We start from the raw sequence: 19,599 nt of genomic DNA, 5'->3' as shown, positions 1-19,599 counted from the left end.
CCCACATGATGCTCGCCCTCGGCATGTTTGTTTTTAGCCTACATACCGCCGCGTATCAGGAGATGCAGCGCCAGACTGACTGGCGCCACTCCACCAGTAGTCGTATTGGCACCAACCCTGCCCGCCAGTTCCTGGGCCTTGGTGAGGACGCCATTACCCTCCCCGGCATCATCCTGCCCGAGCTGGCCGGTACCGTCTTGAGCCTCGACGCGCTGCGCCAGATGGCCGGTACCGGTAAGGCCTGGCCCATGGTCGAAGGCACCGGCCGACTGTGCGGACTCTGGGTGATCGACAACCTGACGGAAACCAGGACCATCTTCTTTCCCAACGGCGCCGCGCGGCGAATCGAATTCACCCTGAGTCTGAAGCGCGTCGACGATGGAAGTGTTGATCTGCTCGGGGCCGCTACTGGCGCCGGCTTGAACGTTCTCAGGGGGCTGCTGTGATTGATGCCGCGATTGCCCGGGTAACGGGCTATGTAAAAAACGCACTGGAGCAAGCCCGCCGCGATGCCGCCTATGCGGTACCGGCGTTTCGCCTGACCGTCGATGGCAATGACATCGCGCAGTTGATCAGTCCGCGGCTGATGATCCTGGAGCTGACCGACAATCGCGGCATCGAGGCCGACCAGCTCAGCATTACGCTCAGCGACCACGATGGCCTGCTGGCCATTCCACCCAAGGGCGCCACTTTGCGACTGTGGCTGGGCTGGAGTGATACCGGCCTAGTCGACAAAGGCACCTACACCGTCGACGAAACCGAGCACAGCGGCGCACCCGACGTGCTCAGCATTCGCGCACGCTCGGCGGATCTGCGGACAGGACTCAAGACCAAACGCGAGCGCAGCTGGAGCAATACCACTCTGGGTGAAGTGCTGGGCGCCATCGCCAGTGGCAACGGTCTCAAAGCAACAATTGCCGAAGCCCTGGGCGGTCTACCCATCCTGCAGCTCGACCAGGCCAATGAATCGGATGCCAACCTGATCAGTCGACTCGGCGAAGAGTTCGATGCCGTGGCAACGGTCAAAGCAGGCTGCCTGCTGTGCATGCCGGCCGGCGGTGGCAAGACGGCCAGCGGCTTGGCACTGCCCCATATCACCCTGACCCGCGTCGATGGCGACCAGCACCGGTACCTGCAAGCCGATCGCGACAGTTACGACGGTGTGCGTGCCTATTACTACGACGTGAACAGTGCCAAGAAGCAGGAAGCCATTGCCGGTGGCGGTGAAAACCTCAAGGACCTGCGCCACACCTACAGTGATCAGCAGTCCGCCCTACGGGCTGCCCGGGCCGAGTTCAATCGCCTACAACGCGGCAGCGCCACCCTGAGCTACACCCTTGCCCGGGGTCGCCCGGATCTGATCCCGGAACTGACCTACACGCTCCAGGGCGTGAAAGCCGAGATTGATGAAATCATCTGGTACGGAGGCAACGTGCAGCACAGCCTCAGCGCCGACAATGGCTACACCATGAGTCTTGATCTAGAGAGCAAACTGCCAGAGGATACTGTTGAGGGGTTGGCCGAAGAGCTGACCGGGGACTTCACTGGGATCATCGCGTACTACCGCGACAAAGAAACGGGAAAGGAAAAAACAATCACTGCCGGGGACCAGACCAAACCGAGGCGGCTGCGTTGGTTGTATGCCACAGAGAAGACAGCGAAACGGGCGGTGGATCGAGAGTGGAAACGTATGCAGGCAGACAAGGCCTGCCCCCAAAAAAGAACCCGACACATGGTCGGGTTCGCTTTTACTTTCCGGTCAGAAGGACATCCAGAAAACGAATAATGTCTTGTTGACTCTCCTGATCGAGCAGCCTGAACATCTGCACGACCATCCGTTCGCGCTCATTCAGTTCAGGCATTTTGATTGCTTCTGACTGGTTGATTTGTAGCTCGCTCTTCGCCGACATGTGTCACTCCATTCAACACGTTCGGGTACCCGGTACCAACCTCGGTACCGACCAAAGCACCCGGGGAATGAGCGATTTTCAGCATGTTTGAGCGTGTCACCAGCCTACAAAAAGATTTTTCATTACAAATTAGCGCCGCCACATAGAGCTTGGGCACGTTGAACGATATCGCTGTAGTCCATTTTGACACCTGGCATGGAGGAGTCGGCTTTCGTAATCTCTCGACCGTCAGCCCATCCGCGCTCCTTTGCAATCGCACGGGCACTGCCGCTCAAGGCATAGACTGTACCGTTGTCAATTCTTGCCAACGCCTTGGGCGATGGTCCATCACACAGCAAATCAACGCTACTGACCGTGAATGGCCAAGCGATCCCATATTCCCGGCTCGTGAGCCTCTGAGTTTTCTCATCTGCACCGCAACCTGCCAGGCCAACGGCCAACAGCGCGGTGAACAGCAACGATTTTGATGTCCCTTTCAGCATGCCTTAATCCCTATTGACCGTCGCTCTTGTTGCCAAAGGCTCTGAGTAAGCGCTTCACCGCCCCTCTGTCTTCTTCGCCCAAACCCCGTACATGCGCGACCATCTCTAACTCTTCTATCAACAGCGTCCGTTCGGCCACCGGCAGACGCTGGCCGGTGACAACGTACAACACGTCAACCCCCGCACCCGCTGCAAGATTCAGCAGCACCGATCCCGCCTCACGAGACCCGCTCTCATAGCTCGCGAGAGTCCTTTTGGACACTCCGACAATGTTGGCGAATTGCTCTTGATTCAGATTCAGACGCTTGCGTTCAGATTGGAGGCGCGCACCAATTTCTTCAGAAAGATGCACAAACGTTCCTCTTGCCTATTTTAAAAAGAACAAACGTGCATTATCCTTCGCATACCCCTACACGAAATTGCACGATTAACCACTATGCACGCCACCTGTGTACCCGAGCAAGCCCGCGAAGCCGCCCGTAAGCGCCTTGAAGAACAAGGCATTTCGGTAAAAGCATTCGCCCAAAAGCATGACTTGCACCCAAGCACCGTTTACGCCGTTTTGAGTGGACAAAAAAAGTGTCTTCGAGGTGAAGCGCATCGAGCAGCCGTGATCCTCGGGATCAAAGACGGCGTGATCACAAACTAGGGCCTCTGGCTCCAGGAGGAAACCAGAAGATGAAACGCCCAGTGCTAGAAACCAGGCGCCAAGTAGTCAGTGCCATTGTTTGCGCTTACCCAGGTGGTCGCGAATGCGCAGCAGCACGCCTCGGCTACGAACTCAAAAAGTTCGACAACCATGTCTACGAAAACGCCGGCAGCCGGCCATTGAGTGATGACCAGATTCATATTCTGGAGCAAGACGCAGGTACCAGCTTTTTCCCTGAGTACGTGGCCTCGCTTTACAGCGGCATGTTCGTGCCTATCGCCGACCCCGACACTCTGGACAACATCGAGTTATACAGCCGTTCGGTCAGCACATCAGCCAAGCGTGGCGTGGTGGATCAGATCATTGATAAAGCGTTGGCTGACGGAGTCATCGAGAAAGATGAGGCGGCTGCAATTCTTGCAGCCCACAGCAAATACCTGAGCGCTCGCCATGCCGAGGTGCTGGCCACGATTCAACTGCACAGCAAGGAGGCCGATCAGTGAGCACCTACAAACTTGTCTGTCCCCATTGCTCGAACCGCATGCGTATTCGCACTAGCGAAGGAACTCATATTTTCCTGCGCGTGGCCTACCTGCAGTGCATCAACGAGGCCTGCGGCTGGTCCGTGCGTGCCGAGTTTGAAATGACGCATGAAATGAGCCCCAGCGGAATGCCAAACCCAGCCGTAAAACTACCCGTAGCACCTTTGGCATTACGGCGCCTGGCGATGAAGTCCCCCGACGATCAGCTTGATTTGCTGGACCCACTCGATATGGAGGTTGAATACGCATGAACGCCATCACTTTGACGATCAATCCCACCAACGACTATCGCGCAGCCATGCAGCAAGCGGCGGTGGCCTACCTGTACCGCCAAAGTGGCCAGCACTTGTCCGGCGACCACCAGCTACTCGAAAACTGCAAACGCTATCTCACCCATTCACTCGAAGTACCCGAGCACCTGGTGCAGCGTATCGCCGAATTGGCAGTTGCCGAATTCGAAGGCATGACCACAAAGCGCGTAACTCGGCTGGGCATCTATCCGGCAAGCAGCGCATATCGGTACCAGGTCTGGCTGCTGGATCCCCAAACACAGAAACGCTATCCCGTGCCGGCGCGCTTCTTACCAGCGCGCCTGCTGCCCTCCCGCGACACCTCGAACTAATCCAACCCTCCCCTCCGTATGCCCGCTTCGTGTGGGTAAGGGGAAACTGCAACTTATTGGCGGCTGACATGAGCAAAATCACCATCCAACTGGAACTGGACGAGCAGCAGGCAAAGAAATACCTGCAATGGCTCAACAGTCAGTACGAAGTCACCATGGCTGATCTTTGGTACTCCGACCGCTACCGGAATGTGCCAGCCGGCCAACGCGGCCCCAAAGTTCTCCAGGACCTGCCTTACCTCGCCGGAATCTGCCGGACGCGCTGTGAGTTGAAAAAACAGCTCGACACCAATGCTGTGGAGCGTGCGCAGTGAAAACCATGGACCATCAACTGCGCGCTGATGTATTGCAGCGGCTCGAGGCGGACTTTGGTCTGCAGCACATGGCCGGTACCCAATACATGCGCAAGGGAACCTGCCCCCAATGCAACCAGCGCCGGTTGTTTTCCCGGTATGACGAGCCATGGTTCATCCGCTGCGGTCGCGAGCAGAAATGCCGCTACATGGAACCGGTGAAAGAGTTGTACAGCGACCTGTTCGACGACTGGAGCAAGCGTGCCCCTGCCACCGACGATCAACCCGCAGCGAGTGCGAAGGCCTACTTGACCTTCGCCCGCGGCTTCGATGTTGGCCAGATTGAAGGCTGGTACACCCAGGAACACTACTTTGATCGGGACCTGAACATTGGCTCGGCCACCGTTCGCTTTCCGCTCGAAAAAGGCGGCTATTGGGAGCGGCTCATCGACAAGCCGAACCGCTTCGGCAAGAAGAAAGCGCGTTTCAAGCCTGGCGAAAGCTACAAGGGCTACTGGTGGATGCCACCCTGCGTCGACCTCCTACAGGTAGACGAATTGTGGATCGTCGAAGGCATCTTCGATGCCATCGCCCTGGTGCAGAACGGCATCCCCGCAGTCGCCGCGCTTTCCTCGAACGCCTACCCAGAGGAGTCGCTGAAAGCCCTGATCACCGCTCGCAGCGGTAAGACGCCAAAGCTGATCTGGGCACTGGATAACGAACCAGGTGCACACAAATACACCCGTATGTGGGTCCGCCAGGCGCGTGACCTTGGCTTCACCTGCGACGCGGCACAGATCCCTCAGCCTGATTCGCGCAAGGTCGATTGGAACGATCTGCACCAGCGCTGGGCGTTCATGGAGGACGTCGAAGCCCGCACCCAGCGGATCGACAAAGAGCTGGACGATGCCAAGCATCACGGTGCCCTGCTGATCGCAGAAAGCGCCGTGGAAAAGGCCTTGCTCATGTATCAGTGGCGCGAGCGCGAAGAGTTTCACTTCGGCTTCGACTCCCGCCTGTACTGGTGGAAGTTGGACATCTCGAAGTTCAACAGCGCCATGCAGGCGCTGGATGCCAGCGATAACCACGAAGACCAGCAGCTCAACGACAAGGCTCGCCGCGCCAAGGCACTGCGCATGTCCGGCTGCGTGGTCGAGATCGCCAACTGCTATCCCAAGGCCCTGTATTTCCAGCGCAACGAGATTACCGACGAGTCCTGGTACTTCTTCCGCGTCGACTTCCCCCATGACGGTGGTTCGGTGAAAAACACCTTCACCGGCGGCCAGGTGGCAGCGGCCAGCGAATTCAAAAAAAGACTTCTCGGCATGGGTGCCGGAGCCGTGTTCACCGGTAGTGGGCAACAGTTGGACAAAATCATGAAAGACCAGCTTTTCGGTATCAAAACCGTTCAAACCATCGACTACGTTGGCTACAGCCGGGAGTACGGCTGCTACGTGTTCAACGACATCGCCATCCGGGAAGGCCAGCTCATCACCATCAACGAAGAGGAGTTCTTCGAGATGGGCAAGCTGAAGCTCAAGAGCCTGCAAAAAGGCGTGAAGATCGCCCTGCAGAAGGACGCCAAGGACTACGACTCGCAGTGGGTGAATTTGCTCTGGCAGTGCTTTGGCGCCCAAGGCACCGTCGCGCTGACCTTCTGGTTCGGCTCGCTGTTTGCGGAGCAGATCCGCGCCCGGTACCAGTCGTTCCCGTTCCTCGAAGCCACGGGCGAGGCAGGTGCTGGTAAAACCACACTGCTCACCCTGTTGTGGAAACTGCTGGGCCGCGAGGGATACGAAGGTTTCGACCCGTCCAAATCCACCAAGGCTGGGCGTAGCCGCTTGATGGGGCAAATCTCCGGCATGCCCGTTGTTCTATTGGAATCGGATCGCAGCGGCGACGATAAGGCCCACGCCAAAACGTTCGAATGGGACGAATTGAAGGACTACTACGGTGGCGGCACGCTCGCGACCAAGGGTGTCAAAACCGCCGGCAACGAAACCTACGAACCGCCTTTCCGCGCCACTATCGCCATCAGCCAGAACGCACCGGTCGTGGCATCCGAGGCGATCATGACTCGGATTGTGAAACTTCACTTTGTCCGGCCAACCGTGACAGCCGAAAGCCGTGCGGCGGCGGACCTGCTCAACTCCCTGGAAGGCGCAAAGCTCAGCAACTTCCTGCTGCAAGCGGTACGCAAAGAGTCGGAAGTGATGGAGCTGTTCGCCAATCGCATGCCGGGCTACGAAGCCAAGCTACGCACCCTTCACAGCCATTGCTTCGCGTGCGAAACGCCATTCAAAGATGACCAGGAGCAGTGTGGCCATTGCGGCAACCAGCTGCGTGGCTACATCCGCGTGGAGCGGATCAACAAGAACCACGCCCAACTGCTCGCCCTGCTCGATTGCCTGCGTCTGGTCGTGCCTCTCAGCGAGCCGCAAATCAGCCACACCCGGACCCAAATCATCCGCATGGCCATCGAGCGTCAATCCTCGATCAGCTCGGATCACCCGGTAGTGGCTGAATTCTGGGAAGTCTACGAATACCTCGAGGGTCTGGACGCTGACGGGCCGGTGGTCAATCACAGCAAGAAAGACAACACCATCGCGATCAACCTCAACGACTTCGTCAAATGTGCGGCAGAACACCGCCAGAAGGTCGCCGACATCAGCGAATTGAGGGAGCGCCTGAAAGACTCGCGCTCTCGGAAGCTGCTCGAGACGAACAAGGCGACTGACAGCGCGGTGCGTGCCCACCAGGCGAAGCATTCCAACGCCGTCGTCACCAAGCAACCCATTGTGAAGTGCTGGATTTTTCAGGCGTGACCGCCAATCACCGACAGGACAGATGAATGCAAATTCAAATACTCGCCGGCAGTGACAGATCGGCATGCCTGCAGGACCGCGTCACCGAGTTGATGAACCAAATGGGCAACGATCACCGGAAAACCGTACAGGCCGAAGCCTACGGGGCAGAGGGACTCGTTGACATTTTGGAGGTTCGGGCAACCGACGGTCAGCGCGAGATTTTGGTCCTGAACTGCTCGCGACAGCAGATCCAGGCGGTACTGGATTGGCAATCGAGCACAGAGGACAACAACGAGTTTGAAGGCTTGGAGCTGCACCTGGTGCGAAAACCAGACAGCGACATGTAACGCCGGCTGCAACCGGCAACCACTGAAAGGAGAGAACCATGCAGCACACCAACGAAACAGCCCAACGGGGTAGCAGGGAGTTGTTGAGCAACCTGATCAGCACGATCGCAACCGTCGCACTGATCGCTGTCACGGCTATTCAGGTACCTGACGTACTGATCTGGCTCGCCAAGTAACGAAGTAACTGGAAGTGGTGCCGAGGGGCTGCAACCCCTCGACACCGACCACCACTGAAAGGAGAGAACCATGCAAGCTCAAACCCTCAACGATGGCGTCGCCGAGGCTATCACGAACACGTTTTCAGTTGGCAGAAGTACTACACGCCCCTGCCCAGTCGCAGACCTGGGACGCAATGAACAGATGGAAGCTATTCATGAGGGAACAAAGCCATGAAAACTCTCTTCGTGCTTCTTGCCCAATACGACGGACAAGCCATCATTCCATTGGCGCGAGTCTGCAGCGACTATTTCACGCACCTCACCACCGATATGTTTCAACGCAAGGTGCTGGCTGGGCAAATAAAAATCCCAATTACTCGTTTGGAGCCAAGCCAAAAAAGTGCGAAGGGAATTCACATCACAGATCTCGCGGAATACCTCGATGCTCAACGCGCTGCAGCGATTAAAGAGAGCAATCAGTTGAACAGCGCGCCGCGAGGCAGCTGAATTACTTCAGTGTCCTAGCGCCCAGTTTTACGGGCGCCTGTAGGACCTTCTCCAACCACTTCCAATTCGCATAAATGTCGCCACGACCGCGTAGATGGGTATAACGACGCATGGAATTCCAATCCCTGTGCCCTGATACGCTGGCGACACGCGGAATATCCCAGTCCATCTCAAACAGCCGGCTGACACCGTCATGGCGCAGGTCATGGAAGTGCAGGTCCTCGATGCCGAGAATCTTGCAAGCCCTGGTCCAGGACGTGGACACGGACTCAGCACTGTACGGAAAAATCTCGGGGAGCGATCTCGGCATTGTTTGAAGGATGTCCCATGCCTCTGGCGGTAAATGACACCAAACATCGTTACCGATCTTTTGACCGGGATTTTTCATGTCGCGCACCAGTACCCGTCGGCCTTCCTCATCCAGGTCCGCCCACAGGATGCGCGTAATTTCTTCCTGACGCCGGGTTGAGAACAATGCAAACCCGGTCAGCTTGAGCATGTTGATCGACGTTGGTCGGCGGGCTTGAATCCCACGAAAGTGCGTGAGAATTTTGTCCAACTCTTCCAGGGTCGGCCGTCGGTCGCGCTCCCGACTTTTCATGTTATAGCCGAGCTTCTTCAGCACCTTTCGGGCGTCCGCCATTGCGTGAGGGTCGACTTCGTAACCCCACGCTGGCCGGGCAATTGAAAGTACTGCACCGAGATGAGCCAGATCGTTACCGGCCGTCTGAGGTTGGACGGTCCCGCCCTCTTTGCCCATGCGCCACAGTGCATACTCCACCAACTGCTGACTGTTAATGTCCTGGTCGTTGAGTTTGCCCAGGTACGACTCGCTGATCGCCTTGAGCGTTGCCAGTTTCGTTTTGCCCAATGGGCGGACTTTTTCCATTTCGAGCAGGTAACGGTCGATCATTTCCTTGACCGTGGCGCCTTGGCGGTTGGCCCGCTCGATGGCGCCTGGTTGATCCAGTTCGGTTTCACGCTTGCGAACCCAAGCCTGGGCGGCCTGTTTTCGGGCGAAAGTCTGGCTCTCTTGGTAAACTTGCGCCCCATCGCGAAACAGGCGTATCTGTGCTGTGTAACTGATGCTGCCGTCGGTGCGTTTCCGTGCTCTGATCGTGGCCATGGTCAACTGGTACAATTGTGAAAAGGGTTGGTACATTGTACCAACGACCTCTCAAAAACGCCCATTTACCCCCGAAAACCGGCATAAAACACGTAGAGTAAAATGGTACAAAAATCAGCTACATCTCCAGTAAACTTAAGCTCTACGCTGTCTCGGCGGTTCTCCGTTGCACCTATGATGGACTGGACCGACCGCCACTGCCGCTTCTTCCTGCGCCTGCTGTCGAAAAACGCCCTGCTCTACACCGAAATGGTCACCACCGGTGCCCTGCTCAACGGCGATCACGAGCGTTTTCTGCGCCACAACGAGGCCGAGCATCCGTTGGCGTTGCAGCTTGGCGGCAGTGTGCCGCTGGACCTGGCGGCGTGTGCGCGCATGGCGCAGGAACATGGTTACGATGAGGTGAACCTGAATGTCGGCTGCCCGAGTGATCGGGTGCAGAACAATATGATCGGCGCGTGCCTGATGGGGCATCCGCAGTTGGTGGCCGATTGTGTGAAGGCGATGCGTGATGCGGTGTCGATTCCGGTGACGGTCAAGCACCGTATCGGGATCAATGGCCGGGACAGTTACGAGGAGTTGTGTGATTTCGTCGGCACAGTGCGGGATGCCGGGTGCACCAGTTTTACCGTGCATGCGCGGATTGCGATTCTGGAGGGGTTGTCGCCGAAGGAGAACCGTGACATCCCGCCCCTGCGCTATGACGTGGCGGCGCGGTTGAAGGCGGATTTTCCTGAACTTGAGATCATTCTCAACGGCGGGATCAAGTCGCTGGAGGCCTGCCACGAGCATTTGCAGACGTTCGACGGCGTGATGCTGGGCCGCGAGGCGTATCACAACCCTTATGTGATGGCCGAGGTGGATCAGCAGCTGTTCGGCAGCACGGCACCGGTGATCACGCGTGCCGAAGCACTGGCGCAGTTACGGCCGTATATCGCCGCACACATCGATGCCGGCGGTTCGATGCACCACATCACGCGGCATGTGTTGGGGCTGGGCACCGGGTTCCCGGGGGCGCGCAAGTTTCGGCAGTTGTTGTCGGTGGATATCCACAAGGCCAAGGAGCCCTTGGCCTTACTGGATCAAGCTGCCGGGTTACTTGAAGGGCGTTGATGCCTGGTTGTTCTCGCCATTCGGCCAGGCGGTTCGATCCGCCTGACTCGCCTGTCAGCTGGCGGCGGCCGCCGTCCAGTTCACCCAACCGAATGCCCAGGTTGCCAGGATCAACAATCCGAAAACAATCCGGTACCACGCGAACGCGGCATAACTGTGGTTCGCAATGAACTTGAGCAAGCCGCGCACGGCGATCATGGCGAAAAAGAACGCTGTGACGAAGCCCAGGGCGAAAACCGCCAGGTCGCCGGCCTGGAACAGCTCCCGGTATTTGTAGCCTGAATACACCGCCGCACCGACCATGGTGGGCATCGCCAGGAAGAACGAGTACTCGGTGGCGGCCTTGCGCGACAGGCCAAACAGCAACCCGCCGATAATGGTCGATCCGGAGCGGGAAGTGCCCGGTATCATCGCCAGGCATTGCGCGAAGCCTACCTTCAGCGCATCCGGCCAGCGCATGTCGTCGACATGGTCGACGTGCACCACGTGGTCCCTCTGCTCCGCCCACAACATGACAATGCCGCCCACGACCAATGCGACTGCCACGGTGATCGGGTTGAACAGGTAGTGATGAATCTGGTCGGCGAACAAGACACCCAGAACGACGGCCGGAAGAAAACCGATCAGCAAGTTCAGCGTGAAGCGTTGTGCATTGCGTTGGGTCGGCAGTCCTTTGACGATCTCTGAAATCTTGCGGCGAAACTCCCAGACGACGGCAAGAATGGCGCCCAGCTGAATAATGATATTGAACGCCATGGCGCGTTCACCGCCAAACTCCAGCAAGTCCGCAACAATAATCTGGTGGCCCGTACTGGAGATGGGCAAAAACTCAGTCAGGCCCTCTACCGCGCCCAGAATCAACACTTTGAAAAGGGTCCAGAAATCCATCAATCCTCCGTCAGACCGTTCTTTGGGAACGATCCGTCAACTGTACTCAGATATTGAGTAGCTCAAGCAAAACAATCGAGACATCCACACCCATGACCTGATGTAGCGAGGGAGAATATGTCTTATCAAAAGACACACTCAAGCCATGTTAATAATCGTCCGGGTACGAACAGCGCGGAAAATATTTAGGTAATTAGTAGAAAAAAGTCTCGCCACTCAATAAAGTGTGATCGCTCTCACAGTATTTGTGTTTCTTACTGGATTGAGCACCTTGGCCTGAGTGGTGGCACGTAGTGGGCCAAACAGTGGCAAAAGGACATAAAAACAAATCGCCATCGTTTCAAAATAGTGGCACAATTCCATATTGCCACCATCTAAGGACGCTATTCCACTAGTTCAGCCTGCCGAGAAAATCAACTAAAAGCTTGAAAAGCTTAACTATTGTTAGAAAACTCGGGAGCCACGTCTAAAATCGGCGTAAATGTTACCAATTGTCAGTCACAGATGAGAACCGGTGCTTTAACATCCCGATGTCAGCACCTATTCGAGTCAATGCATGATGCTTACAGGGAACTTAGCGACTAGAAGCCAGCGCCAGACTAACGATGAACCCGGAGTTCTCACTCTGGGTCGTACCCGTGGCGTGGCTGAACATTTTAGAGCGCTAGTCGCAAGGCATGTGCGGACCGATATGGCACTAGAGGCCAACGCCTACACTAGTTCATTCAAGAAGAATGAACGCTCTGGTTCGTACCGCGCCATCTTCATCATCATCGACAGCCCCCAGGCCCTCGAGGAAAGCCTCGCGCTAGTGGAAAACCTGCGCACCGGCAACTTGAAACCCATCATTTGCGCGGTGATCACGGGTCGAGGCAGCTACAACAAGATCAAGTACTATCTTGCAGGGGCCGACTACTGTATCAAGTTCAATACCCTTTCCGATGAAAACTCCGAGTTGCTCGCCGAGTTCTTCAACAGTGAAGAATGGCAAAGAGATATCAATTTGATATTGGACCCCACCCGTATTTGCCTACTGGGCACCAGTAAGAAGCTGGACATTTCCTTTGCAGAAATGAAGATCCTGGAAGCTTTTGCGCAAACCAGTAACCACATACTAAGCCACGATGAAATCGCCAATATCATGGGGCTCAACACCAACTTTTATGACCCCAGGGCGCTGGAAAAATCGATCAGTCGCCTTCGTGGAAAAATCAAGGACATGTATGGCACAAACGCCATCCAGAGCATCCGAGGGCATGGCTACCGGTTGATGAGGGGACTGATCTCGACCCCCTGATACACAGCAGGGATGGCGCTTTAATATCAATTCAACAGGCAATTTAACTCAAGGATACAAAGGTCTCGACTTCATCGTTTTTTTTGTATTTCATACTGACGACACTTATCGAATCAATCACCGAGGCAACATCGGACCATAACAATAAGAGTTTATTCTGCAACTGTAGATCGAGTGGAACCTATCGAGGGCCAAATTTGGGCCCAGACCCTGCCTTTCGATTACTTCCGAGGGAGTCTTTACTCCCCTGCCGATCATCTTTTCGCCAAATTTGGTGTGTACTTCAGGAGAGAGACATGGAAACTAGTACAACCCTCCCAAGGAAATACTTTGTCGTCGTGACCCACAGCACTACGTCGCAGCGTGAACTTGAGACCATCCTGTCCAGTGAGCGCTTCAACTCATTTGGCACCTCCCAGGCACAAATGTTTATTGAAGGTGTTGCTTCGCCCTCTTCCGCTCCCGTGCTGATGGAGTTCAGCTACCCAAGCGTTTCAAGGAGGAACGTCGCGCGCAGTATCGAACATGATACACAGCGACTATTGGCCACCCTGGAATCCGAATGGCTCGCAGCGCAATCGACGAATCCATTCCACAGCATTCCGGCAACTGCCGGGACAGCCAACGATATCTCGCAAACAATCGATGGCGACACTCCTTACAGCGAAGCCTGGCAACTCGACAAGGATCAAAGCGTATTGGCAAAAGAGGGCGTCGAGATCAGCCTGACCGGATTGGAAGCCGCGCTGGTAAAGAAGATGCTGCACCATGAAGAGCGCGTCGTCAGTCGCGACGAACTGATCCTCAGCATCGGCAGGGAGCCGGAGCAATATCGCGGCCTGGAAATGTGCCTGAGCCGGTTGCAAGACAAATTCAAATTGGCCAGTAACGGTGAACGACTGTTTCGCGCAGTCAGAAATCGTGGCTATTGCCTGATCCAGGAAGTCGTAGCGTAAACACCTCAACCTTCAGCAATTAAAACAAACAGAAACAGTGCGACTACAACAATAAAAAAAGCACTCTGTTTGGTTACAACCTCCGCACTGGCAAGACCCTCTTATCCCCACCCCTCCTACAATACCAAAGACCACTCTAATTATTCACCCTCTTCCATTCGACCTTTTCTAACGCTCGATCTTTTCTAAAATCCTGATAGTTGGCACTTTGCCATCTTGTTAGAACTCGTCAGACAGTATCTCCGCCAATAACTTAGTCTATTGACTGACGACAGTTCGGCATATCGACGTTGTTACCTCAGGACACTCGCTCTAACAACAATAACAAGTCTGCTTAACAACTCGGATTTCAACTGTCGAAACCTGAATGGACGTCTTTTGGGGATATTGTATGGATCTTACTCTTGGTATCAATCGAAACACTGGCCTCAAGGGACTTACCTTTTGGGGACAATGGGCGCTGGCACAGGCCTTTGTAGTTTCGCTGTTGTTCATACTTGCTGAACGGCACACCGGATCGGTCGAGTTCTATTACCGGATGTGCGCAACGCTCGCCGTCCTGGCCTCGGTTCCGGCTTATACGTTCAGCGGTGTGTACCGCAAAAGAGACAATTATCTGTCAGGGCTGGGACGCCTGTTCATGGGCTGGTCCATGACAATGGCGGCGCTGGCCTGCATCGCGTTTATCTGCAAGGCCGATGAGTTGTTTTCCCGACAAGTCATCCTGGGTTGGGCGGTGTACGGTTTCCTCGGACAGGCGTTGCTGTATGCGCCGCTGCATGCGTTTTCGAAGTTCTACCAGCGGTCACGCAAAAGCGAGCATAAAACCCTGATCGTCGGCACCGGTGAACTGGCACTGGGATTGGCGAACAAGCTGAGCGACCTCGAAAACCTGCCATTGGTGGGCCTGGTCAGCAACGGCACCCTTCCCTCTCTGGAACCCGGCGCCCCCCGCATCGTCGGCGCCCAGGAAGACCTGCTCGAACTGATCAAGACCCATGACATCCGTCGTTTGTACATCACCCTGCCCCTGTCGGAGGCGGCACAAATCGAAGCCATGTACGTCGATTTGCTGGATGCCAACGTTGACGTGGTCTGGGTGCCGGACTTGAACAGCCTGACGCTGCTCAATCACTCGGTGAAAGTCGTGGACGGCTTGCCGGCGATCTACCTGAACGAAAGTCCGCTGACCAGCCGGCCCACTGCCGCACTGAGTAAAAGCCTGGCGGAAAAAAGCGTGGCCCTGCTGGCGATTATCCTGCTGAGCCCGGTGTTGCTGCTCATTGCACTGGCCGTAAAGCTCAATTCGCCCGGCCCGGTGTTCTTCAAGCAGGACCGTCATGGCTGGAACGGCAAGGTGATCCAGGTGTGGAAGTTCCGCTCCATGCGGGTGCACGATGATCATGAGGTCAAGCAGGCCAGCCGTAACGACTCGCGCATCACCGCCGTCGGACGCTTCATCCGTCGCACTTCGCTGGACGAGTTGCCGCAACTGTTCAACGTGCTGCAAGGACACATGGCCCTGGTCGGCCCACGCCCTCACGCCATCGCGCACAACAACTACTACTCCGGGAAAATTCTCGCCTACATGGCGCGCCATCGAATCAAACCGGGCATTACGGGCCTGGCGCAAATCAATGGTTGCCGTGGCGAGACGGATACCATCGACAAGATGCAGAAGCGTGTCGAGATCGACCTCAAGTACATCAACAACTGGTCGTTGTGGCTGGACCTGAAGATTCTGGTGAAGACGCCGTTCACCTTGTTGTCGAAAGACATCTACTGATGGTCTAGGGCTGCACAAGGCAACACCGCAAGGGGACGCAAGTCCCCTTTTTTGTGGCTGTGATTCGGGAGATGGGTGGTTGCCCGGATCTCCGGCTAACCAAAAGCCCCCCCTGTGGGAGCGAGCCTGCTCGCGAAAGCGTCAGGTCAGCCATCATCAATGCTGGATGTGCCGACGCCATCGCGAGCAAGCTCGCTCCCACAGGGGATTGGCGGTGTGCCTGGATCTACCGGTCGCCAAGTAACTACTGTGGGAGCGTGGCTTGCCCGCGATGGCGTCGGGTCAGCCAACATGGATGCTGGATGTGCCGACGCCATCGCGAGCAAGCTCGCTCCCACAGGAATCGGGTATCTAGCCAGATTTCCGAGTCACCAATAGACCCACTGTGGGAGCGGGCTTGCCCGCGAAAGCGTCGGGTCAGCCAACATCAATGCTGGATGTGCCGACGCCTTCGCGAGCAGGCTCGCTCCCACAGGAATCGGGTATCTGGCCAGATTTCCGAGTCACCAATAGACCCACTGTGGGAGCGAGCCTGCTCGCGAAAGCGTAGGGTCAGGCAATATGGATGCTGGCTGTACCGACGCCTTCGCGAGCAAGCTCGCTCCCACAGGTTACTCGGTGATCTTCTCGAAGTTGCGGTAGAACATGTCGTCGTCGCGGCTGTCGGTCATGGAGTGCAACTGGTAGCTGCGATTGAGCCGTGCACCGCCGTCCCGGGTCAGTGGCGACCAGACGAGGTTGGCGCGGCGCATGGTCGACATGCTCATCAGTTCGTCGAACGGAATGGACAGGTAGATGCCTTTGTCGAAACTACCTTCGCCGTATTCAGCACCGGTGGCGGTGGTGATCGTTGCCCAGGCGCCAAACCGTACACCATTGGAAAACTCCCGCGAAATATCCAGTGTGCCGCCCCAGTCACCCGCCAGGTACCGCCCGACGCTGACGGCGGCCAGCGTATCGTAGGGCAAGTCGGTGTAGCCGGTGATGTGGCCGGTCACCACTGAATAATCACGCAAACCAAACCCCTGGTCGAACTCCCGCTGGCGGACGTAGTTCAGGTCCGCGCCCACCGACCAGCGCTCGCCGGTCGGACGGAACAGCACCTCGCCCCCGACGCCGGCAAACATCGACTCCAGGTAGCCACCGTACACCATGCCATACAGGTCCTTGTCCAACTGCTCGGCATGGCTGAGCTGGAACAACGGCATGGTGACATCGGACGTGGTCATGTACTGGCGCAAGTCCGTGCGCACGCGGGGCAAGCCGCTGGGTGCGTCATAGGTGAACTTGTCGAAGTTGTTGATCAGGTTGGCACTGAGCAAGCCGCTCCACCAGGTGTTGCGGTTGAAACGGTACTCGGCGTCCGCGTCGGCGCTGAACTGATAGAGCAAGCCATCGGGGCCGCCGACGTTCTGCTTGAAGCCCAGCCCGACACCATAAGCGAATGGCTGCATCGCTTCGGTGTAGAGGGTTTTCTCGTTGTGCGGCATCGCCGGGTTGATCTCGGTGGTGCGGTGCAGCGATTGCAGCGGCTCCTCATTGTTGATCACTTCGCGGAAGGTTTGCCGAGGCACGCTGGTTTCTTCCAGCGGCAGGCCGTAGCGTTTGTTCACCACGGTGAACCAGTCGATATCGTCGTTGACGCTGTTGTCCAGAATCCGGCTCGCGCGGCCTACGGCCTTGGCCGAATGGAAGTAACGCTGCTGCTCGCCATACACGAACAATTCGGAATCGCGCTGGCTGATGCGCTCGACCTTGTACCCGGCATTTTGCTGCAGGCGCCGGGACACATCGGCCCAGTCGACCTGATCCATCCCGGTACTCGGCGCCTTCGCCGGCAAGGGTTCAGCCGGCGGGTCGAACGTCTTGGCCGGCGCCTTGCGGCTGGCGAAGTTGGTGTGAAAGGTGACGCCGAACATCGCCGTGTTGCCGCGCTCCCAGGCCGCGCTGACGTCGATCGAGTCAGTCAACTTGAACACCGCGCCAAGGTTGATCGGCGAGTCTTGCTTGATCTGGTTGTCCTTCGGCTCGTGCTTGTAATCGTTGCCTTCGTACTCGAGTTTCAGGCTGAGCCGATCCCAGGGTGTCTGGTAGCTCACACCGCCGAAAAAGGAAGGGCTGCCACGAAAATAGGCCCCGGCGTTGACATCACCGGTGCCTTCGTTGTCCGGCCGGGTCTTGAATCGATCACCGAGGTAGCCCAGCGGGTTTTCGAAGTCGCCGCGGTTGCCCAGATAGCCCCAGGCAATGCCGGCGCTGAAATCAAAATTGTCGTAGCGCTTGTTGGCCACCACGAACTCACTGGAGAACAGGCCTGTACCGCCGATGTCCCGGAAGCCCAAGGCCACCTCGGGCGCCCAATGGGTTTCTTCCCACAGGCGTGCCTTGAGGTCGACCGCCTTGTCCTTGTAGCTCTGGTTGCCGCTCAACGATTCAGGGCCATAGGGGCGGTTGGTGATCGCGGTGTAGCGAAACGAACCTTCCAGCCACTCAAGCGGCTGAAGTGAAACGCTGTAGCGACTATAGGGGTCGGTGCGGTTGGCATTCAGGCTCAACTCACCGGCCGGCGCCATGCGCGCCGTCGGCGTCTGCAACAAGCCCGCGCCACCGAAATCATTCTGGGTAATGCGTGGTTCTGCATAAGCCAGACCACACGGCAATAACAATACGGCTGCAAAACGTAAATTCAACGAACCACCTCAGCCAGCTGCGTGGCAATAAATTCGGCCAACTGCTGATTCAGTTCAGGGACAGGCGGATCAAGGTCATCGGTTTTGACCGGGACCAGAATCCTGCTGCCGGCGACAGGTATCTGCCCGCTCTCGCGATTCCAGTGCGCAATGCCGACACGCCGGGTGACGCCGTTGGGCTGGATCAACCACAGGTAATCGGCGTCCGCATCGACCAGCGGCGTGCAACCCTGCAGGTAATCGCGGGCCTCTTGCAGTGGCTGATAGGTCAACCGGCACGACTCGGCGACAGCGCCGAGCACCTCGACTTCGTCGACCCGCAACGGGTAGATGAGGCGGTCGCCGTCGTCCAGGCGGATGTTGCGGGCAAACCCGACTTCCACGGCGACCGGATCCAGAACCGCCACCTGGCGCCCGGTGACCGGCATGCGCCGGACTTGCTCGGCCAAGCGCACCGCCAGGGCAGCCCGGCTCGGCCTGTCGAAAAGCACGGCCATGCGTTGCAACACATCCAGATCGAACAGCACCCCGGCCTTGAGCCGAGCCTGTTGCTCGACCAGGGACTGACGCAGCAATACACCCGCCAACCAGTAACTCTCGGCATTGGGCTGGGCCACGCTGATCACGTCCAGCAACCGCCCGCCCGCCGGCAGCTCGACCGGCCCCGGGTTGGCCACGTCACCGGTGACGGTGACCGCTGCATGGCTGAGGCTGGTGAGCAACAGCAGGCACGCCGATAGAGCCCTGACCCGCTTCACCGGGCATGCCTGCGGTCAGGGGTCAGTTGCACGATCTTGACCCGTAACTGCGAGGTCAGTTGCTGCTCACTCTGCACAATGAAACCGTCAACAGGGTCGACCCAGTAACGATTGGTCGCACGCAGGCCGATGGCCGGCGCGTCAATCTGCTCATCGACACGTAGCACGGCGTATTCCTTGTTGAGGATTTCCAGGGTTTCCATGGATTTGCGCGAGAAGCGACTGTTCAGCGTCACCCCGACTTCCTGGCCCTGGTAGAGATCGATCCAGCGCTGGCTGGTGTAGCCATCGGGCACTTGATGGAGGCCTAGCTTGAAGGGCGAGACGTCGGCAAGGCGCGTCCCGTCCAGATCGCCGCCCAGGCCCAGGCCGATGCTGCGCACCGCCAGGCCATCGCGCATGAGCAGAACCTGTTTGCCGGATGCGACCCAGAACTGCAGGTCGTCGCGCTCGCGCACCAGCGCCAGCACGCCGGAACCGAACGGTGTGGTCAGCTTGAGCTGGGGATAGCGGACATCCGCCACCTGGGCCGCCGTCACGTCCAGCTCATCCGGCCCTGACACCGCCGATTTGAAGTTGGTCAACGAAGCGACCATCAGCGGGTTACAGCCACACAACATCAAGGCCGCTATCAAGCAGACGCCAACTTTCAACGTTCTCACGATCGG

Annotated in this window: 23 protein-coding genes; 15 read left to right on the top strand and 8 right to left on the bottom strand. The window is 57.2% G+C overall.

The window, feature by feature from the left end:
- Window positions 1–5 precede the first annotated feature (5 nt).
- Window positions 6–446 (top strand): phage tail protein, encoded by a 441-nt coding sequence (locus tag AC3WJW_RS12610; RefSeq protein WP_493726203.1) that lies wholly within the window; start codon window positions 6–8, stop codon window positions 444–446.
- On the top strand, window positions 443–1,786 hold the full coding sequence (locus AC3WJW_RS12605; RefSeq protein ID WP_493726202.1) for a phage late control D family protein: 1,344 nt from the start codon (window positions 443–445) through the stop codon (window positions 1,784–1,786). The genes AC3WJW_RS12610 and AC3WJW_RS12605 overlap by 4 nt, the downstream gene beginning before the upstream one ends.
- Here the strand turns inward: AC3WJW_RS12605 and AC3WJW_RS12600 are convergent.
- The 3 genes from AC3WJW_RS12600 to AC3WJW_RS12590 all read right to left on the bottom strand — a co-directional run bounded on the left by AC3WJW_RS12600 (window position 1,749) and on the right by AC3WJW_RS12590 (window position 2,744).
- Entirely contained in the window at window positions 1,749–1,910 is a 162-nt protein-coding gene (locus tag AC3WJW_RS12600; RefSeq protein ID WP_493726201.1) for a hypothetical protein, read from the bottom strand. The two genes, AC3WJW_RS12605 and AC3WJW_RS12600, sit on opposite strands and share 38 nt — an antisense overlap.
- 122 nt (window positions 1,911–2,032) lie before the next feature.
- On the bottom strand, window positions 2,033–2,392 hold the full coding sequence (locus AC3WJW_RS12595) for a DUF2511 domain-containing protein (protein ID WP_493726200.1): 360 nt from the start codon (window positions 2,390–2,392) through the stop codon (window positions 2,033–2,035).
- A 10-nt stretch (window positions 2,393–2,402) separates the two neighbouring features.
- Window positions 2,403–2,744, bottom strand: a complete 342-nt coding sequence (locus AC3WJW_RS12590; RefSeq protein WP_493726199.1) for a helix-turn-helix domain-containing protein — start codon at window positions 2,742–2,744, stop codon at window positions 2,403–2,405.
- An 84-nt stretch (window positions 2,745–2,828) separates the two neighbouring features.
- Between AC3WJW_RS12590 and AC3WJW_RS12585 the strand changes: the two genes are divergently transcribed.
- From AC3WJW_RS12585 to AC3WJW_RS12545, 9 genes are all read left to right on the top strand, one after another.
- On the top strand, window positions 2,829–3,041 hold the full coding sequence (locus AC3WJW_RS12585; RefSeq protein ID WP_493726198.1) for a DNA-binding protein: 213 nt from the start codon (window positions 2,829–2,831) through the stop codon (window positions 3,039–3,041).
- 29 nt (window positions 3,042–3,070) lie between these two features.
- The gene (locus tag AC3WJW_RS12580) at window positions 3,071–3,544 is read left to right on the top strand and encodes a YmfL family putative regulatory protein (protein ID WP_493726197.1); all 474 of its coding nucleotides are present in this window, start codon (window positions 3,071–3,073) and stop codon (window positions 3,542–3,544) included.
- Entirely contained in the window at window positions 3,541–3,834 is a 294-nt protein-coding gene (locus AC3WJW_RS12575) for an Ogr/Delta-like zinc finger protein (protein WP_493726196.1), read from the top strand. Before AC3WJW_RS12580 ends, AC3WJW_RS12575 begins: the two co-directional genes overlap by 4 nt.
- On the top strand, window positions 3,831–4,205 hold the full coding sequence (locus tag AC3WJW_RS12570; RefSeq protein WP_493726195.1) for a hypothetical protein: 375 nt from the start codon (window positions 3,831–3,833) through the stop codon (window positions 4,203–4,205). Before AC3WJW_RS12575 ends, AC3WJW_RS12570 begins: the two co-directional genes overlap by 4 nt.
- 68 nt (window positions 4,206–4,273) lie before the next feature.
- The gene (locus tag AC3WJW_RS12565) at window positions 4,274–4,519 is read left to right on the top strand and encodes a hypothetical protein (protein ID WP_493726194.1); all 246 of its coding nucleotides are present in this window, start codon (window positions 4,274–4,276) and stop codon (window positions 4,517–4,519) included.
- Window positions 4,520–4,524: 5 nt separating this feature from the next.
- Window positions 4,525–7,323, top strand: coding sequence for a toprim domain-containing protein (locus AC3WJW_RS12560; protein ID WP_493726268.1), 2,799 nt, complete (start codon window positions 4,525–4,527; stop codon window positions 7,321–7,323).
- 26 nt (window positions 7,324–7,349) lie between these two features.
- Window positions 7,350–7,652: a hypothetical protein gene (locus AC3WJW_RS12555; RefSeq protein ID WP_493726193.1), complete on the top strand. Its 303-nt coding sequence runs from the start codon at window positions 7,350–7,352 to the stop codon at window positions 7,650–7,652.
- Window positions 7,653–7,690: 38 nt separating this feature from the next.
- Window positions 7,691–7,828, top strand: a complete 138-nt coding sequence (locus AC3WJW_RS12550) for a hypothetical protein (protein ID WP_258684599.1) — start codon at window positions 7,691–7,693, stop codon at window positions 7,826–7,828.
- Between the two features lie 213 nt (window positions 7,829–8,041).
- Window positions 8,042–8,317 (top strand): pyocin activator PrtN family protein, encoded by a 276-nt coding sequence (locus tag AC3WJW_RS12545; protein WP_493726192.1) that lies wholly within the window; start codon window positions 8,042–8,044, stop codon window positions 8,315–8,317.
- Window position 8,318: 1 nt separating this feature from the next.
- On the opposite strand, the gene AC3WJW_RS12540 is transcribed toward AC3WJW_RS12545, so the two are convergent.
- Window positions 8,319–9,443, bottom strand: a complete 1,125-nt coding sequence (locus tag AC3WJW_RS12540) for a site-specific integrase (RefSeq protein ID WP_493726191.1) — start codon at window positions 9,441–9,443, stop codon at window positions 8,319–8,321.
- 102 nt (window positions 9,444–9,545) lie between these two features.
- Between AC3WJW_RS12540 and dusA the strand changes: the two genes are divergently transcribed.
- On the top strand, window positions 9,546–10,556 hold the full coding sequence (dusA, locus tag AC3WJW_RS12535; RefSeq protein WP_493726190.1) for a tRNA dihydrouridine(20/20a) synthase DusA: 1,011 nt from the start codon (window positions 9,546–9,548) through the stop codon (window positions 10,554–10,556).
- A gap of 54 nt (window positions 10,557–10,610) precedes the next feature.
- On the opposite strand, the gene AC3WJW_RS12530 is transcribed toward dusA, so the two are convergent.
- Window positions 10,611–11,444, bottom strand: coding sequence for an undecaprenyl-diphosphate phosphatase (locus tag AC3WJW_RS12530; RefSeq protein ID WP_493726189.1), 834 nt, complete (start codon window positions 11,442–11,444; stop codon window positions 10,611–10,613).
- Between the two features lie 556 nt (window positions 11,445–12,000).
- On the opposite strand from AC3WJW_RS12530, the gene AC3WJW_RS12525 reads away from it, so the two are divergent.
- The 3 genes from AC3WJW_RS12525 to AC3WJW_RS12515 all read left to right on the top strand — a co-directional run bounded on the left by AC3WJW_RS12525 (window position 12,001) and on the right by AC3WJW_RS12515 (window position 15,483).
- Window positions 12,001–12,741 (top strand): winged helix-turn-helix domain-containing protein, encoded by a 741-nt coding sequence (locus AC3WJW_RS12525; protein WP_493726188.1) that lies wholly within the window; start codon window positions 12,001–12,003, stop codon window positions 12,739–12,741.
- Between the two features lie 296 nt (window positions 12,742–13,037).
- Window positions 13,038–13,697 carry a winged helix-turn-helix domain-containing protein gene (locus tag AC3WJW_RS12520; protein ID WP_493726187.1) on the top strand — a complete coding sequence of 220 codons (660 nt, stop codon included), beginning with the start codon at window positions 13,038–13,040 and terminating at the stop codon, window positions 13,695–13,697.
- A gap of 391 nt (window positions 13,698–14,088) precedes the next feature.
- Complete coding sequence (locus AC3WJW_RS12515) at window positions 14,089–15,483, top strand: undecaprenyl-phosphate glucose phosphotransferase (protein ID WP_493726186.1); 1,395 nt, start codon at window positions 14,089–14,091, stop codon at window positions 15,481–15,483.
- Between the two features lie 611 nt (window positions 15,484–16,094).
- On the opposite strand, the gene AC3WJW_RS12510 is transcribed toward AC3WJW_RS12515, so the two are convergent.
- From AC3WJW_RS12510 to AC3WJW_RS12500, 3 genes are read right to left on the bottom strand one after another with little or no spacing between them, the layout of a single operon-like run.
- Entirely contained in the window at window positions 16,095–18,173 is a 2,079-nt protein-coding gene (locus AC3WJW_RS12510) for a YjbH domain-containing protein (protein ID WP_493726185.1), read from the bottom strand.
- A complete protein-coding gene (locus tag AC3WJW_RS12505; protein WP_493726184.1) occupies window positions 18,170–18,931 on the bottom strand; it encodes a capsule biosynthesis GfcC family protein in 762 nt (253 codons plus the stop codon). Before AC3WJW_RS12505 ends, AC3WJW_RS12510 begins: the two co-directional genes overlap by 4 nt.
- A complete protein-coding gene (locus AC3WJW_RS12500; RefSeq protein WP_493726183.1) occupies window positions 18,928–19,593 on the bottom strand; it encodes a YjbF family lipoprotein in 666 nt (221 codons plus the stop codon). The genes AC3WJW_RS12505 and AC3WJW_RS12500 overlap by 4 nt, the downstream gene beginning before the upstream one ends.
- Between the last annotated feature and the right edge of the window lie 6 nt (window positions 19,594–19,599).

The organism is Pseudomonas sp. GW821-FHT07G06 (assembly GCF_058986625.1).
This window is presented reverse-complemented; position numbering and strand designations above follow the sequence as displayed.

Excerpts from the sequence above, each read along its gene's own strand:
- AC3WJW_RS12545 (WP_493726192.1), top strand. The coding sequence starts at position 8,042 with ATGAAAACTCTCTTCGTGCTTCTTGCCCAATACGACGGACAAGCCATC.
- AC3WJW_RS12550 (WP_258684599.1), top strand. The coding sequence starts at position 7,691 with ATGCAGCACACCAACGAAACAGCCCAACGGGGTAGCAGGGAGTTGTTG.
- AC3WJW_RS12560 (WP_493726268.1), top strand. The coding sequence starts at position 4,525 with ATGGACCATCAACTGCGCGCTGATGTATTGCAGCGGCTCGAGGCGGAC.
- AC3WJW_RS12565 (WP_493726194.1), top strand. The coding sequence starts at position 4,274 with ATGAGCAAAATCACCATCCAACTGGAACTGGACGAGCAGCAGGCAAAG.
- AC3WJW_RS12540 (WP_493726191.1), bottom strand. The coding sequence starts at position 9,443 with ATGGCCACGATCAGAGCACGGAAACGCACCGACGGCAGCATCAGTTAC.
- AC3WJW_RS12525 (WP_493726188.1), top strand. The coding sequence starts at position 12,001 with ATGATGCTTACAGGGAACTTAGCGACTAGAAGCCAGCGCCAGACTAAC.
- AC3WJW_RS12580 (WP_493726197.1), top strand. The coding sequence starts at position 3,071 with ATGAAACGCCCAGTGCTAGAAACCAGGCGCCAAGTAGTCAGTGCCATT.
- AC3WJW_RS12530 (WP_493726189.1), bottom strand. The coding sequence starts at position 11,444 with ATGGATTTCTGGACCCTTTTCAAAGTGTTGATTCTGGGCGCGGTAGAG.
- AC3WJW_RS12600 (WP_493726201.1), bottom strand. The coding sequence starts at position 1,910 with ATGTCGGCGAAGAGCGAGCTACAAATCAACCAGTCAGAAGCAATCAAA.
- AC3WJW_RS12555 (WP_493726193.1), top strand. The coding sequence starts at position 7,350 with ATGCAAATTCAAATACTCGCCGGCAGTGACAGATCGGCATGCCTGCAG.
- AC3WJW_RS12610 (WP_493726203.1), top strand. The coding sequence starts at position 6 with ATGATGCTCGCCCTCGGCATGTTTGTTTTTAGCCTACATACCGCCGCG.
- dusA (WP_493726190.1), top strand. The coding sequence starts at position 9,546 with ATGGTACAAAAATCAGCTACATCTCCAGTAAACTTAAGCTCTACGCTG.
- AC3WJW_RS12520 (WP_493726187.1), top strand. The coding sequence starts at position 13,038 with ATGGAAACTAGTACAACCCTCCCAAGGAAATACTTTGTCGTCGTGACC.
- AC3WJW_RS12585 (WP_493726198.1), top strand. The coding sequence starts at position 2,829 with ATGCACGCCACCTGTGTACCCGAGCAAGCCCGCGAAGCCGCCCGTAAG.
- AC3WJW_RS12515 (WP_493726186.1), top strand. The coding sequence starts at position 14,089 with ATGGATCTTACTCTTGGTATCAATCGAAACACTGGCCTCAAGGGACTT.
- AC3WJW_RS12595 (WP_493726200.1), bottom strand. The coding sequence starts at position 2,392 with ATGCTGAAAGGGACATCAAAATCGTTGCTGTTCACCGCGCTGTTGGCC.
- AC3WJW_RS12570 (WP_493726195.1), top strand. The coding sequence starts at position 3,831 with ATGAACGCCATCACTTTGACGATCAATCCCACCAACGACTATCGCGCA.